Genomic DNA, 15370 nt, shown 5'->3' on the forward strand with positions numbered 1-15370 from the left:
CAGAAGTCTCCTGATATGGTTAAATTCAAAGCAAAATTAGCCCGTGCTATAAGGTATAGCACAGGCTATATTTAAATGAAAATGGTTATCATTAAAGTTGTGTCAATGAAGGGTCAGGAGAAATACTGGATGGAAGAGGCCAAACTGCGCCTGAAGGCGCTTCGCTTATCAGGCCCGCGATAAGCTGAATTTGCAGGCCGGGTGAGGCATCGCCGCCGCCCGGCATGAGGGCGACGGCAAATGCCTCTGTACATCACTCAAACATCCGGGAACATCACGCTATTCCCCGGCGCTTCCCGGTGCAGATGGATAAAGTTCAGGTGTCGTTCATACTGGTCCAGAATGTCCGTAATCACCTGCTCCTTGCTGTAGTCCATCAAATCATTCCCCTGGCTGCCTTCCAGCAGGAAGGTCTCCAGCCGGTAGTAGGTCGATTTGCCGCTGCGCGCGCGGTAGGTAAACCCGGGCACGGAATACTGCTGCGGCCAGATCTGATAGACAAAGTTCTGCTCGTCGCCCATGTGCACCAGCAAATCCAGGTGCCCCAGGGTCTCGCCCTCTTCCGGCGGCAGATTTTTCAGCTCGACGTAGGCACCGCGCAGGCGCAGCTCCTGGGCCACCTCCTCCATCGCCGGGAAGCAGACCGTCTCCATCATCTGGCTGGTATAGCGCGTGCCCGGGTAGTTCATCAGGCGCGACAGGCGTTTCTTCCAGCTCAGACGGTCCTGGGCGCCCATCGGACGCGGCGCGGTGTCGCGGCTGGCGCTTTCGCGGCGGTAATCTTCCACCTTGAGCGATTTATACAGCCCGGCCATCACGAAGAAGATGACGAAGCTGAACGGCAGCCCCATGATCACCGTGGTGTTCTGCAGCGCCGAGATCCCGTTGGTCATCAGCATGCCGAGCGTCAGCAGGCCGATGGCGACGGACCAGAAGATGCGCAGCCAGTTCGGGGCGTCGCTGTTAATATCCTTCAGCTTCGAGGTGAAGTTGCCCAGCACCAGCGCGCCAGAATCCGCCGAGGTGACGTAGAACAGCAGGCCAGTAATGGTCGCCACGGAGGCACTAAAGGTAAACGCCGGATACTGCGCCAGCAGGCTGTAGAAGCCGCGCTCCGGGTGCGCCATCGCTTCCTGTGCAAAGGTCGCGTTACCGTGAATGATCTCGTGCAGCGCGCTGTTGCCAAAAATGGACAGCCACAGCAGGGTAAAGGTGAACGGAATGATCAGCGTGCCCATCACGAACTGGCGAATGGTGCGCCCGCGCGAAATACGCGCCAGGAACAGGCCAACAAACGGCGACCACGCCACCCACCACGCCCAGAAGAACAGCGTCCAGTTGTTCATCCACTCCACCGGGCGGTCAAAGGCGAAGCTGTTCAGCGTCATGCCCATAAAGCGGTTCACGTAGTCGCCCACGTTCAGCACTAAGGCGTTGAGCAGGAACGAGGTGTCGCCCATAAACAGCACGAACAGGATCAGCCCAAGCGCCAGCGCCACGTTCAGCTCGGAGAGCACGCGGATGCCTTTATCCACGCCCGACGTTACGGAAATGGTGGCGATAATCACCGAGAGCGCAATCAGCGCCGCTTTGGCCGCCATCGAATCCGGGATATCAAACAGCACGCTCAGCCCGTAGTTGAGCTGCACCACGCCAATGCCGAGCGTGGTGGCGATACCGAAGATGGTACCGATCACCGCCGCGATATCCACGCTGTGACCAATCGGGCCGTTGATCTTTTTACCGAAAATCGGATAGAGCGCGGAGCGGATGGTGAGGGGTAAATTATAACGATAGCTAAAGTATCCGAGCGCCATCCCCATCAGGGCGTACATCGACCAGCCGGTCAGGCCGTAGTGGAACAGCGTCCAGACCATCGCCTGGCGCGCGGCCTCCATCGTCTGCCCTGCCCCTTCCGGCGGCTGCATATACTGCGTGACCGGCTCCGCCACGGAGAAGAACATCAGGTCAATGCCGATACCGGCGGCAAACAGCATCGCCGCCCAGCTCAGCAGGCTGAACTCGGGCTTGGACTGCTCTGGCCCAAGCTTCACCGAGCCGAAGCGCGAGCAGGCTATGCAGACCACGAAGACAATATAGAGCGTCGCCGCCAGCAGGTAGTACCAGCCGAAGGTCTTCGACACCCAGTTCAGGGTGCGGCCAATCCACTCGGCAGAAAAATCGCTAAAGAAGATCGTCGTCAGGGAAAACAACAAAATCAGCCCGGCGGAAGTGTAAAAAACAACCGGATTGATTTTGTCTTTTTCTCTGTCTTGTGAAAGGTCTGTCATCCAGTATCCCCACTGTTTTTGTAACTATTAAAATCCAAAATCGCAACAATTAAGACACATTTTATATTGAACGTCCAATCAAAAACCGCTTTAATGTATTACCAACGCTGATGAATGGAGTGGCAAAAATGCCCAAAGTGGGGATGCAGCCGATCCGGCGCAGGCAGCTAATCGACGCCACGCTGGAAGCAATTAATGAAGTGGGAATGCATGACGCAACCATCGCGCAGATCGCCCGTCGGGCGGGCGTTTCCACGGGGATCATCAGTCACTACTTCAAAGATAAAAACGGCCTGCTGGAAGCAACCATGCGCGACATCACCGGCCAGCTGCGCGATGCGGTTTTAAGCCGCTTACGCGCCCTGCCCAACGGCAGCGCAGAGCAGCGATTACAGGCGATTGTTGGCGGCAATTTTGATGAAACCCAGGTGAGCGGCGCGGCGATGAAGGCCTGGCTGGCCTTCTGGGCGAGCAGCATGCATCAGCCGATGCTCTACCGCCTGCAGCAGGTCAGCAGCCGCCGGCTGCTCTCAAATCTGGTGTACGAATTCCGCCGGGAGCTGCCGCGTGAACAGGCTGAGGAGGCGGGTTACGGGCTGGCCGCCCTCATCGACGGGCTATGGCTGCGCGCGGCGTTAAGCGGGAAACCGCTGGACAAAACCCTGGCTCAATCGCTCACCAGCCACTTTATCAGCCAGCATTTACCGACCGAATAACCGAGGAGAAATTATGTCCCGAATGGCAGAACAGCAGCTTTATATAAATGGTGGTTATGTATCCGCCACCAGCGGTCGCACCTTCGAGACCATCAACCCGGCTAACGGTGAAGTCCTGGCGAGCGTGCAGGCCGCCGGGCGAGAGGACGTCGACCGCGCCGTGGAAAGCGCGACGCGCGGGCAGAAGATCTGGGCGGCGATGACCGCCATGGAGCGCTCTCGCATCCTGCGTCGCGCCGTCGATATCCTGCGCGAGCGCAACGACGAGCTGGCAAAGCTTGAAACCCTCGACACCGGTAAAGCGTATTCGGAAACCTCGACCGTTGATATCGTCACCGGCGCGGACGTGCTGGAGTACTACGCAGGGCTGATCCCGGCGCTGGAAGGCAGCCAAATCCCGCTGCGCGACACCTCGTTCGTGTACACCCGCCGCGAGCCGCTGGGCGTGGTGGCGGGCATCGGCGCGTGGAACTACCCGATCCAGATCGCCCTGTGGAAATCCGCGCCGGCGCTGGCGGCGGGCAACGCCATGATCTTCAAGCCGAGCGAGGTCACCCCGCTCACCGCGCTTAAGCTTGCCGAGATCTACACCGAAGCGGGCCTGCCGGACGGCGTGTTTAACGTCCTGCCGGGCGTGGGCGCGGAAACCGGCCAGTTCCTGACCGAACATCCGGGGATTGCCAAAGTTTCCTTCACCGGCGGCGTTGCCAGCGGCAAAAAGGTGATGGCCAACTCGGCGGCCTCGTCCCTGAAAGAGGTGACGATGGAGCTCGGCGGCAAATCCCCGCTGATTGTGTTTGACGACGCGGATCTGGATCTCGCGGCGGACATCGCCATGATGGCCAATTTCTTCAGCTCTGGTCAGGTGTGCACCAACGGCACCCGCGTGTTAGTGCCCGAGAAATATAAGGCCGCGTTTGAGCAGAAAATCGCTGAGCGCGTGGGCCGCATCCGCGCGGGCGATCTGTTCGATGAAAACACCAACTTTGGCCCGATGGTGAGCTTCCCGCACCGCGACAGCGTGATGCGCTACATCGCCAAAGGCAAAGATGAAGGCGCGCGCGTGCTGTGCGGCGGCGACGTGCTGAAGGGCGACGGCTTTGACAACGGCGCGTGGGTCGCCCCGACCGTGTTCACCGACTGCACCGACGAGATGACCATCGTGCGCGAAGAGATCTTCGGCCCGGTGATGTCCATCCTCACCTACGCGTCCGATGAAGAAGCCATTCGCCGCGCCAACGACACCGACTACGGCCTGGCGGCGGGCATCGTCACTGCCGATCTGAACCGCGCGCACGGCGCCATTCATCAGCTCGAAGCGGGCATCTGCTGGATCAACACCTGGGGCGAATCCGCCGCGGAGATGCCGGTCGGCGGCTACAAGCACTCCGGCATTGGCCGCGAGAACGGCGTCATGACGCTTCAGAGCTACACCCAGGTGAAGTCCATCCAGGTTGAGATGGGTAAATTCCAGTCCATATTTTAACCGGGAGGTTTATTTGCAATTTGACTACATCATTATCGGGGCCGGCTCCGCCGGCAACGTACTGGCAACACGACTGACTGAAGATCCGAACACCACCGTTCTGCTGCTGGAGGCAGGCGGGCCGGATTATCGCTTTGACTTCCGCACCCAGATGCCCGCCGCGCTGGCGTTCCCGCTTCAGGGCAAGCGCTACAACTGGGCCTATGAAACCGAGCCTGAGCCGCATATGAACAACCGCCGCATGGAGTGCGGACGCGGAAAAGGGCTGGGCGGCTCCTCGCTGATCAACGGCATGTGCTACGTGCGCGGCAACGCGATGGATCTGGACAACTGGGCTAAAGAGCCTGGCCTGGAGCACTGGAGCTACCTCAACTGCCTGCCCTACTACCGCAAGGCAGAGACGCGCGACGTGGGCCCGAACGACTACCACGGCGGCGACGGTCCGGTGAGCGTCACTACCTCTAAACCGGGCGTAAACCCGCTGTTCGAAGCGATGGTGGAAGCGGGCGTGCAGGCGGGTTATCCGCGCACCGACGATCTCAACGGCTACCAGCAGGAAGGCTTCGGCCCGATGGACCGCACGGTCACGCCGCAGGGCCGACGCGCCAGCACCGCGCGCGGCTATCTGGACCAGGCGAAACCGCGCCCGAACCTGACCATCCGCACCCACGCCATGACCGATCGCATTCTTTTTGACGGCAAGCGCGCGGTGGGCGTCGAGTGGCTGGAGGGCGAAAGCACCATCCCGTCCAACGCGACGGCAAAAAAAGAGGTGCTGCTGTGCGCCGGCGCCATTGCCTCTCCGCAGATCCTCCAGCGTTCCGGCGTGGGTAACGCCGAACTGCTTAAGCAGTTTGATATCCCGCTGGTGCATGATTTACCTGGCGTGGGCGAAAACCTGCAGGATCACCTGGAGATGTACCTTCAGTATGAATGTAAAGAGCCGGTCTCCCTCTACCCTGCCCTGCAGTGGTGGAACCAGCCGAAGATTGGCGCGGAGTGGCTGTTTGGCGGCACCGGGGTGGGTGCGAGCAACCACTTCGAAGCGGGCGGGTTTATCCGCAGCCGCGAGGAGTTCGAGTGGCCGAACATTCAGTACCACTTCCTGCCGGTGGCGATTAACTACAACGGCTCAAACGCGGTGAAGGAGCACGGCTTCCAGTGCCACGTCGGCTCCATGCGCTCGCCGAGCCGCGGGCACGTGCGCATCACGTCGCGCGATCCGCACCAGCATCCGGCGATCCTGTTCAACTATATGTCCCACGAGCAGGACTGGCAGGAGTTCCGCGACGCGATCCGCATCACCCGCGAAATCATGCACCAGCCCGCGCTGGACAAGTACCGTGGTCGCGAAATCAGCCCGGGCATCGACTGCCAGACGGATGAACAGCTGGACGAGTTTGTGCGTAATCACGCCGAAACCGCTTTCCATCCGTGCGGCACCTGCAGGATGGGTTACGGCGAGATGGCGGTGGTCGACGGCGAAGGCCGCGTTCACGGGCTGGAGGGATTACGCGTGGTGGATGCGTCGATTATGCCGCAGATTATTACCGGCAACCTGAACGCCACGACCATCATGATTGGTGAGAAGATTGCCGACGCGATCCGCGGGCGCGAGCCGCTGGCGAAAAGTACGGCGGCGTATTATGTGGCGAACGGCGCGCCGGTTCGCCGCTAAGGCATTATCCCTCTCCCCGGCGGGGAGAGGGAAAGGCGATCACCCTTCCGGCATTGCGGAGGAGTGGTGAGAGGAAATTTTCCACGCTTTTCCGTCCCACGCATAGGTGAAGGTATAGCGTGCCGTCACGGACGATTTATCGGCGAAGGTAAAGGTATACGTACCCGTATCAATAGCTTTATTACAGCCCAGACGAATGGTGCGGGTATCTATTTTGCCGAACGGCTTCTTCTTCAGAAAATCCTGGAAGTAATCCACGCGCTCCTGGTCGGTCAGCCGGACCTGATTCGAAATTGTCGGCAGCAGAACCGCATCGCTCAGGTAATTCTCCGCAACCTTATGGGCATCTCCCGTCTGAAGCGAGGCATTCCATTTATCAAAGAGCGCTTCAATTTGCTGATTATCAGCCTTTACGCAGTCGGGCGCGGTCGCGGCAAAAGCAGAAGACGAGGCAAGACCGAGAAGTACAGTAAGAGAGACTAACTTTTTCATAAACCATTTTCCTTATGTGGTTTTGTTCCTGTGAAGCGCACTATCCCGATTATCCCGCTGCGTGACAATATCCATTACTTATTATTACGATTTTTACAAAATGACGATAAATGGCGGATATTTCTACTGCCGCGTTAACCCGCCTCAATAAAAACACATTAAAAACATGAAGTTAAATTGTTATGTAATATTCATGAGCGCTTACAGGCTGAATTATTTTGTTACCGTTAATTTCAACAAACAACAAATGTTGAAAATACAACTTTTTGTTTAAGTAATATCATTGCCTCCTACTCGCCAGGCGCTATTGAGAGGATCGCACTATGCTGAACAGTAAGTTATGTCTGAACGTCTCCCTTATTATCCTGAGCCTGCTACTCAGCGGCTGCGTAATCGGGGAACATCACTCAACCGAGCACCATCGTTCGGATCATCATCCCTGGCACCATGAATCCTCCCGCGCGCACGGCTGGCATGATTTTCATGGCCATCATGGCCATCACGGACGCCATTAATCCCCCCGGCAGACACGTACGGTTTCAGGCGGTGTTTTATAATGAATAACTCCCGTACGTGGCTCGTTCTGTAATGAGAATGAAGACAACCGCATGACAACTTTTCGCGTCAGAGACATTTTTATCCTGGGTTTTCTTAACTTCGCGCTGTTTGTCGGGGCGGGTAACATCATTTTCCCCCCCTTAATCGGCTTACAGGCGGGAACCTCAATCTGGTATGCCGCAACGGGATTTTTGATTACGGGTGTCGGATTGCCGGTTCTTACCGCGATTGCCATGGCGAAAGCAGGCGGATCGCTTTCGGCCATCACCAGCCCAACGGGGCGCCTCTGCAGTCTGGCACTGACCGTTACCTGTTATCTCTGTATCGGGCCGATCTTCGCTATTCCACGTACCGCCACCGTCTCGTACGAACTGGCACTGCAGCATTATCATTTGAGTAAAAGCGGGTTGGCCCTGTGGAGCGTTCTCTTTTTCAGCCAGGTGATTCTGGTATCGCTTTATCCAGGACGCCTTCTCGATACCGTAGGGAAGTTTTTATCCCCCCTGAAAATCATCGCCCTGCTGGTACTAACGTTCACGGCCATACTCGTCCCGGCAGGCGCTCCGATGCCGCCGCAGGGGCTATACGCCACTTCGCCCTTTTCTCAGGGGATCACCAATGGCTATCTGACGATGGATACGCTGGCAGCTCTGGTCTTTGGTTTGGTAATTGTCAGAGCCATCCAGTCCAGAGGCGTGACCTCTCCCGGCCTTATCACCCGATACGCCTTGTATTCCGGGCTGATTGCAGGCGTGGGGCTGGTGGTGGTCTATGCAGGCTTGTTCCGTCTTGGGTTGAGCAGCAGCGGGCTGACTGAAGGCGCAACAAATGGAGCCCAGGTGCTCAGCGCCTATGTGCATTACAGCTATGGACCTGCCGGAGACCTGTTTCTGGGCGTGCTGATGACCCTTGCCTGCCTGGTCACGGCTATCGGGCTGACGTCTGCCTGTGGAGCCTGGTTCAGCGATCGCACCCGCTTCAGCTATCAAACCTGTATCTGGTTTTTTTCCATCGCCTCCATGCTGATATCCAATATCGGGCTGACTCAGCTAATCGCCTTATCTGTACCGATTTTGACGGCGATTTATCCGGTATTTATCGTGCTTATTCTGACCTTTTTCTTACGGTCATCATTCCGCTCTGCGACGCTGGTGATTGTGCCTGCGGCATTTGTCACCTTTCTTTTTGGTCTGGCAGACGCGCTTAACGCCGTGGGGGGACCATTGTGGCTGAACGCGCTGAGCAGCAGGATGCCGCTTCACGGTCAGGGGCTAGCCTGGCTGCTGCCTGCCGCAGGCACACTTTCGTTAACGTTCGTTATTGACCATATACGGTATAAACAACAAGCCTGTTAACAGGACATTGAGGAATCGAGATGTTTGAAGATAATCAAAAAAAACTCTATATCATTGTTAACCGCACGCAGGATCCGGCACTGCTTCTGAATGCCACCGCCCATCTGGCCGCCGGGATCATGCGAAAGGCGGATGACGTGCTCTTTCATGATTACCCAAACGATGAAAGTCATCTGAATGCTTACCTTAGCCATTATCCGGTTGTCATCCTACAGGCAAAAAACAGCAATCAGCTTAAGACAGCGGCGCTGAAGTGTCAGGAAACGGGGATAATGCTTAACTTCTTCACTACCACGATGCTGGGTAAGTCCTCTGAAGCCCAGATCCAGGCAACCAAAGCCGCCTCCCTGGAAGAGCTGGAGTTTGTGGCCATTGCGCTTTATGGGGATGCAGAAACAATTGCGCCCGTCACAAAAAAATTCTCCGTGTTTCGGCAGGCCTGATAACTTTTCCGCATCATATTTTCTTCCCTCCCCCCCACCGCCACGCAATGAATCGGCATTTTGCGCACCTGACAGGGTGCGCTGGCTCACACAAAATTAAACATTGAGTTTAAATTACAACTTAATGTTGATAGAATTTTCTTACACGATTGGGTAAACCGAAGTAATACGAAGCAGGCAGATGAATGAATAGCTACGTTTTTCTTTTATTATCAATAGCATGTGAAGTTATTGCGACAACTGCATTAAAATTATCCGACAGTTTTACTCGTTTATGGCCTTCCCTTATAACCGTGATTTTCTATATTGCGGCCTTCTGGTCGTTAACCATACCGATGAGAACAATACCCACGGGAATTATCTATGCGATATGGTCAGGAGCCGGAATCGTGCTGATTAGCCTTGCGGGATGGATTATATATGGCCAAAAGCTGGATATAGCTGCCGTGGCAGGAATGGCTCTTATTATTGCCGGCGTGGTGGTGATAAATCTTTTTTCGAAAACGGCAGGACACTGAAGAGTTGCTCTATCGCTTCAGATTTCAAGTCACCGGTACAATTTATGATCAAAAATCTTTTAATCTGTTTCGCTGTGTTTCTTGTTCTCCTGCTAACGCTTGAAATTCTTTATATCGAAAAGCGTCATGTTAATTTTTTTCGTGATGGGGTAAGAAACGTTGAGGAAGTCTTGTCCTTGTGGGAAGAGCATTAACCGTACTGATATACACTGTATGAACAGCTCTTTTTCTACAAAATGTTCAAATATCTAATTTTGTTCAAATTCAATGCAATGTTCGATTAATGTAAATTATTGCCTTCATATTTGACAGCTGATTAATTAGGTGCTTGTCAATGTTAATCTGATGGATAGGCAATAACTATTATGTTCTCTTTACGGAGGTAGCTAAACTGCATTTAGAGTATATTATTTGTTAAAAAGGTAAATGAGTGGAAACAACTAAATTATGGATTTCATTAGGCACTATTGTCAGCCCTATTACTGGAACGTTTTTCACTAAAATAGTCACACAACATAATCATAAATACCTGCTCTGGTATAAGGGCGACTATCTTATCAAACCGGGTGATAAAATTAAGGTTAGTAACAACGGTTTTGTCGTTTCCGGGCAATTGCGCTCGGTGAACATTATCCAGATTGATAAATATAGTCCGACCCTCTGGCGGGTAATGCACAATATGTCCAGCTGTCCTGGTGACAGAGAACCTGAAAATCCATATTGTTCGTCGACGACCCGATGCATTTTCAAGTCCTGCCCTCACGGCAAAACACGTCTGAACGTACAAAATCGCTGAGAGCAGCATTACCTGAGCCTCTTTCTTAAGAGGCTTTCAGACGTTAATCTATTACCAGAATAAAAAGCTTAGATTCGTTGATATTCAGACAAAAAAACTCAGTCTTTTCTCTCCGACTAACGTAACTCTCTACCACTAAACTCACTACTTAGATATAAAAACTCAGCATTTAACACCACCCGAACAAATCAACCCCTTATTTTCATCCAACCACCTCCTGCAAAATACAATAATCCGGGAAAACACGTCACACATTGCCCTCTTTATTAATTGATTTTAGAATTCGTCATACAAAAAATCACTTTAAAATAGATAAAGAGGCAACTGAAATGCGTCTGGCATCATGCGCTGTTGCGTTAGTTATTATCGCTTCATTAGCGGGCTGTAAATCTGAAGAGGGAAAAGCCTTTATTGGCAACTGGATTGAGGATTCAAATTCAAAACTCCCGCCAAAATAACCATATCTGAGGATAAGTCTGGAGACAATCATCTCTTTGCAGTGAAAATAACTGACCTGATATGGGATAAAGAAACGGGAATTCATTACAATACGAAGAAAATAAAAGCCATGGCAAACAAAGAACATTTTTTGTCAGCTTACAACGGCGATAACTTCATCATCTTTGACGATCGCCTAATCTATAACGGCGATCGTTATAAAAGAGTTGAATAGTGCTCTTTCTGAGGCGCTGAATCGCCCCCAGCTACGTCAACAGGCGTAGCGATTGAGGGGCGAACAAGTATTGTAGCGTTAAAAATCACAGAATTGTGAAACAACAGTTTATGACTAATGCATTCATATTATGCCAATTGATTTAATTCTAATGTTTTAAAAATAAGTTACCGTATAGACTAATTTCCCGTTCGCCTTGCCCGCCGTCACACGATCTTCCGTCTGAATATACCTTGCCGAGAGAGGGATAGTTACACTGCTGGCACCATCAGCGGTGAAAGTTCCGGATAAACTGCTGCTGAAATCAATAACGTGTGAATCAGCCGATGTTGTATCACCGGAACTGAGTTGAATGCCGATCCCCGTGGCGGCAGTGGGATCGCTGGTATCAACAGACATAATGCCGTTGGCTGAGTCCAGCACTGAACTGACGGGAGACAATGAAACTGCCCATGTATTCCACTGCATGGTAGAGGAATCCGAACTATTATCATCTGACCAATAACTACTTAAATTACTCCCACTAAATACTCCACAGTTAGTCAACGTAATGTTTGCCGCAATCCATGGCGAGGAACTCCCTTTGACATTAAAGCGCTTTGTGGACCATTGCCCTAATGAAACGCTGAAATCAGGGGTCGTGCAGGTTGGCAGGGTTACGTTAATCGCCCCCGAAAAATTCAGGGTATAGAGCAGAATATTGCTTTCTTGTCTTCCCAGCGCTGCCGTAAACGTAGGCAGGTTACCGGCGTTGATAACCCCTGCACTAATCGGACCCGTTTTTACCAGTGCTATATATGCTCGGGCATATTCACCGGGGTCAGTACAACTTTTATTACTTGCAGCACAGTTGGTACCAACAATGCCCGGAGCAGGTATACGAGAACTCATCATTGTTATTGTCACGCCAATACCAGCTACGCCTGTTTCGTATATATGCCCGTCCCAGGAATCTGGCCCTCTCCAGTCTTCAGGGGAAATAATGCTACCGGTCCAGGAAGAGAGTGGCATCGGAACGTTTAGCAAAGACATAACATATAACCAGGTAGCATTATTATCACAATTCACCGTAGCACTTGCATAGCTTGGCAAATATTTCTGTTGATAAATGATGGTCCCGTCAGGTATATCATTGCTCACCGAAATGGTTGATAAATTAAGCGGCATCGTCACGCTACTGGCTGTTTTAAATACAGAAGCGCTGTCGAGCGTACACGTTACCGCCAGGACTGTTTTTGAAATAGTCACCAGACACAAAAAAACAGTCATTCTAATCCAACCAAATGTCTTCATCCCTCGCCCTTATATTAGCCAAATGTTTTTCGATACATTTTATAGGTCGAACCCACTTTAAAAAGTTCAGCATCCGACTTTATATTAAGCTTATCCATCAGGCGTCTTTTATAGGTGCTGATTGTTTTCACTGACAAACCATAATATCTTGACATATTATAAGGAGTTAAACCAAGTAAAAACCATGACAGCACGTTCAGCTCCTGTTTTGAAAGCTTCATACTTTTCCTGGTTTGAACAAGATTGGTCTTTCTTTCATAATGCCGATTTATCCCCAGGACCAGAAAATCTTGCATCTCACTGGCATTTAACCTGGTCGTTAAATAATCCCACCTTTTTTCAAGGCAAAAAATCCTGACCAACGACTCCATATCCGGCCCGGCCATAATCATATTTTGCTCATCAGCCGTATGCATCCATTTAACTATCTCATCGGAACGGATTTTGCACAGCATATATTTCTCTGTTAAAAAGGGATGCGAGGCGATTATCTCCACCATTGCTGAAAAGAAAAATTCATTATCGGTAAATACACAGACTAAAACTTTCATTATCTTCCTGACGTTATTGCGTCGTTTAATTACAGATTGCGTCGAAGGTCAGCAATTTTTTTCCCGCCGTGGACGGGAGTGAATAATTCATTTTGCAGCGGGACGCTGCGCTGTCCGCCCAGCGAAGCTCCAGCACGCCACTTTGCTGCGTAAGGCGGGCATACAGGCGGCTCCCCTGCCCGACGTATCCCACAGTCTGATTACTGGCATTGATGACACGGGCAGAAAAAGGCACACCTTCACCGTTGTTCCGGCGTACCGTCACCAGCACCGGCACGCCCTCAGCGGCGCGATATTTGACCTTCACCACGGCTCCCGCGTACGGGATCACCTGTTGGCTGGTGCTGTCGAGATCCAGGTCATCCTCTACCGAGGCGGTATCTATCGACACGCTGTTTTTCTGATAGGGCATCAGGTTTGGCACCAGCGCATAACCCGAACCGTTAACGCGCGTACCGGCATAGCCCGGTATATCAGCGCCTTCCGCCCCCTTCGCCTCAACCAGCGCGAAGGTATTGCCTGTCCATGGAGAGAAAGTGATTCCGCCAGAATGCGCCACCGCGGTACCGCTCATCCCAACCGAGCCGCTTTTCCACGCGTTGCCCTGGGCATAGTTTGCCGTAAGCGTGGAAACCGGCCCGGTCCAGGCTCCGCCAATTTGTCCCGAATCCCCTGCCTGATGCTGATGTGATGCCCCGGCATTCCAGCTAAACTGCTGTCGCTCACCTGCGCTGCCGGAAAGCGCAATCTGCTCGCTGAAATGTCCCTGGCCGTCTCGTGAAATCTGTCCGGTAAGCAGCGGCGCGGAAGTTCCTCCCAGCGGCATGTTGAAGCTCAGCGTCCAGGTGTTTTGAAACACGCCTCCCGCCGTGCGGCTACGGTTAACGCCAAGGCTCCAGTTCATTTTGCCTGTTGTCAGGGAATAGCCAGCCTGATACTGCTGGTCGTGGCCTTTTCGTCCCCAGTAATCCTGTAGAATACCGGTCACATACAGCTGCCCCCAGTTATCGGGGAGCCCCTGGTTGAGGGTTAGCGTCACCCTGTTGCGTGTTTTACCTGTCCGCCAGCTTGCCGTCTCCCCCGGATGCCGCTGACGCAGGAGTGAGGCGTCGGTCAGCGAAAGATAATTTCCCGTCGAGTATCGCCAGGTAGCCAGTGAGAGCTGCGTTCTGCTTGCCGGTATAAATTTGCTGTAGCTCACCCTGATACTTTCACCCCGCAGCGTCTTATCGCTTAACCGGGTTTGTGACCAGGTGGTGTCGATTGACATCGCCCCGACAGGCGTCCCCACGGCAAGACCTGCCTGCATGGCCTTATAAAACGCGGTAGCCTGGATCCCTCCCGAGCCGGTAAGGCTGTTTGTCAGCCCCCGCTGATACGTCACTTCACCAAATGCCGGTCGTTCGCGAAGATAGTCCCCCCTCAGCCTGCCCGCCGTCGCGCTGTAACGGTTGGTTCCCGGGCGCAGAAGCTGTGCAACCGATGCATAGGGGACGTCAAAAAAATGTAGCGAGCCATCCGCCTCACGTACCGTGACGTTCAGATCGCCGCCATATCCGCTCGGATACAGATCGTTGATAACAAATGCTCCGGGCGAGACTGACGCTTCATAAATCAGTTTTCCGTTCTGATGAACCATTACCTTCGCACTGGTTTGCGCCACGCCGCGGATTTCCGGCGCGTAGCCCCGCCGGGAGGCGGGCAGCATCCTGTCATCGCTCGCTACCGAAGCCCCCGTGAACGCCACAGAATCAAATAGCTGCCCGGAGGTGTTCGATTCACCTAACGTCAGGTTCCCCTCAATACCCGCCAGCGGATGCTGAACGTAGCTGTTGAGCACCGTATATTTTTTCTGCTGCATGCCATTTTGCTGCTGCCAGCTTAACGTCCCGTTATGGCGAAAATACCAGGATCCGATATTCAGCCCGCCATTCAGCGCCGCATACAGGTTGTTATATTCTCCACTGCTATTTTCACTGCGGTAGCCATTCACGTTATAGCCCAGTAACAGCGCGGGGATCCCGGCATCCCAGAGTGCCGGGTTTACGGCGTCGCGCGCGGCATGGCTCAGCATGGCCTGAGGAATACTGATATCAAGCCGCTGTCTGCCGCCGTTAAATTCCAGATGACTTTCAGGCATAACCGCATGCAAATCGCACCATTGCCCTGAGCTATTTGCACACAGTTTGCTTTCTTTTAACTGCAACCCTGCCACGGTAGCGGGCGACAAAAGAATACGCTGAGAGGCGGCGCCTTTTCCGCTAATACGAATGTCATCGATCATGATGAGCTTATCGTTCAGATAAATATCAGCCCGGTACCGGCCCGCCGGCAGGCCGTTGTTCATATAGGCCGACAGATCGACGTTTTCCGGATGTGCGATGCGCAAAAAATTACTGTCAAACTGTATGTCATCATCAGCCTGAGCTCCGGAAGAGAAAAACAGAGCAGAAATAACCCCGTAAGCCACGGTTGAAAGCGCAGGCCATACCGATAATCTCCTCTTCATAACATCCGAAT

13 protein-coding genes are annotated in these 15370 nt (G+C 53.1%); 8 read left to right on the forward strand and 5 right to left on the reverse strand.

Annotated elements, in window-relative coordinates; translation table 11 throughout:
* Positions 1 to 257: 257 nt before the first annotated feature.
* Positions 258 to 2291: a choline BCCT transporter BetT gene (gene betT / locus MOQ06_RS22330; protein ID WP_176610943.1), complete on the reverse strand. Its 2034-nt coding sequence runs from the start codon at positions 2289 to 2291 to the stop codon at positions 258 to 260.
* A gap of 128 nt (positions 2292 to 2419) precedes the next feature.
* On the opposite strand from betT, the gene betI reads away from it, so the two are divergent.
* From betI to betA, 3 genes are read left to right on the forward strand one after another with little or no spacing between them, the layout of a single operon-like run.
* Positions 2420 to 3007 (forward strand): transcriptional regulator BetI, encoded by a 588-nt coding sequence (betI, locus tag MOQ06_RS22335; RefSeq protein ID WP_023334836.1) that lies wholly within the window; start codon positions 2420 to 2422, stop codon positions 3005 to 3007.
* Positions 3008 to 3020: 13 nt separating this feature from the next.
* On the forward strand, positions 3021 to 4493 hold the full coding sequence (gene betB, locus MOQ06_RS22340; protein WP_242174852.1) for a betaine-aldehyde dehydrogenase: 1473 nt from the start codon (positions 3021 to 3023) through the stop codon (positions 4491 to 4493).
* Between the two features lie 13 nt (positions 4494 to 4506).
* Positions 4507 to 6171 (forward strand): choline dehydrogenase, encoded by a 1665-nt coding sequence (gene betA / locus MOQ06_RS22345; RefSeq protein WP_193355985.1) that lies wholly within the window; start codon positions 4507 to 4509, stop codon positions 6169 to 6171.
* Between the two features lie 39 nt (positions 6172 to 6210).
* Here the strand turns inward: betA and MOQ06_RS22350 are convergent, their stop codons facing one another.
* Positions 6211 to 6663: an SgcJ/EcaC family oxidoreductase gene (locus MOQ06_RS22350; protein ID WP_148419323.1), complete on the reverse strand. Its 453-nt coding sequence runs from the start codon at positions 6661 to 6663 to the stop codon at positions 6211 to 6213.
* A gap of 323 nt (positions 6664 to 6986) precedes the next feature.
* Here MOQ06_RS22350 and MOQ06_RS22355 point away from each other — a divergent pair, with 323 nt between their 5' ends.
* The 5 genes from MOQ06_RS22355 (at position 6987) to MOQ06_RS22375 (ending at position 10333) form a co-directional block, all read left to right on the forward strand.
* The gene (locus MOQ06_RS22355; RefSeq protein ID WP_148419325.1) at positions 6987 to 7178 is read left to right on the forward strand and encodes a hypothetical protein; all 192 of its coding nucleotides are present in this window, start codon (positions 6987 to 6989) and stop codon (positions 7176 to 7178) included.
* A 93-nt stretch (positions 7179 to 7271) separates the two neighbouring features.
* Positions 7272 to 8576: a branched-chain amino acid transport system II carrier protein gene (gene brnQ, locus MOQ06_RS22360; protein ID WP_242174853.1), complete on the forward strand. Its 1305-nt coding sequence runs from the start codon at positions 7272 to 7274 to the stop codon at positions 8574 to 8576.
* A 20-nt stretch (positions 8577 to 8596) separates the two neighbouring features.
* A complete protein-coding gene (locus tag MOQ06_RS22365) occupies positions 8597 to 9019 on the forward strand; it encodes a DUF2000 domain-containing protein (protein WP_176610948.1) in 423 nt (140 codons plus the stop codon).
* A gap of 185 nt (positions 9020 to 9204) precedes the next feature.
* Positions 9205 to 9537 (forward strand): SMR family transporter, encoded by a 333-nt coding sequence (locus MOQ06_RS22370; protein WP_148419331.1) that lies wholly within the window; start codon positions 9205 to 9207, stop codon positions 9535 to 9537.
* 430 nt (positions 9538 to 9967) lie between these two features.
* Positions 9968 to 10333, forward strand: coding sequence for a hypothetical protein (locus MOQ06_RS22375; RefSeq protein WP_176610949.1), 366 nt, complete (start codon positions 9968 to 9970; stop codon positions 10331 to 10333).
* An 829-nt stretch (positions 10334 to 11162) separates the two neighbouring features.
* Here MOQ06_RS22375 and MOQ06_RS22380 read toward each other — a convergent pair.
* Genes MOQ06_RS22380 through MOQ06_RS22390 form a run of 3 tightly spaced genes read right to left on the reverse strand, consistent with a single transcriptional unit; the run spans position 11163 to position 15359 of the window.
* On the reverse strand, positions 11163 to 12299 hold the full coding sequence (locus MOQ06_RS22380; protein WP_176610951.1) for a fimbrial protein: 1137 nt from the start codon (positions 12297 to 12299) through the stop codon (positions 11163 to 11165).
* Between the two features lie 14 nt (positions 12300 to 12313).
* Positions 12314 to 12850: a helix-turn-helix transcriptional regulator gene (locus MOQ06_RS22385; RefSeq protein ID WP_176610952.1), complete on the reverse strand. Its 537-nt coding sequence runs from the start codon at positions 12848 to 12850 to the stop codon at positions 12314 to 12316.
* Between the two features lie 25 nt (positions 12851 to 12875).
* Entirely contained in the window at positions 12876 to 15359 is a 2484-nt protein-coding gene (locus MOQ06_RS22390; RefSeq protein ID WP_277932336.1) for a fimbria/pilus outer membrane usher protein, read from the reverse strand.
* Positions 15360 to 15370: the final 11 nt, after the last annotated feature.

The sequence above is a fragment of the Enterobacter sp. I4 genome, assembly GCF_022669095.1.
Taxonomy (GTDB): Bacteria; Pseudomonadota; Gammaproteobacteria; order Enterobacterales; family Enterobacteriaceae; genus Enterobacter; species Enterobacter pasteurii.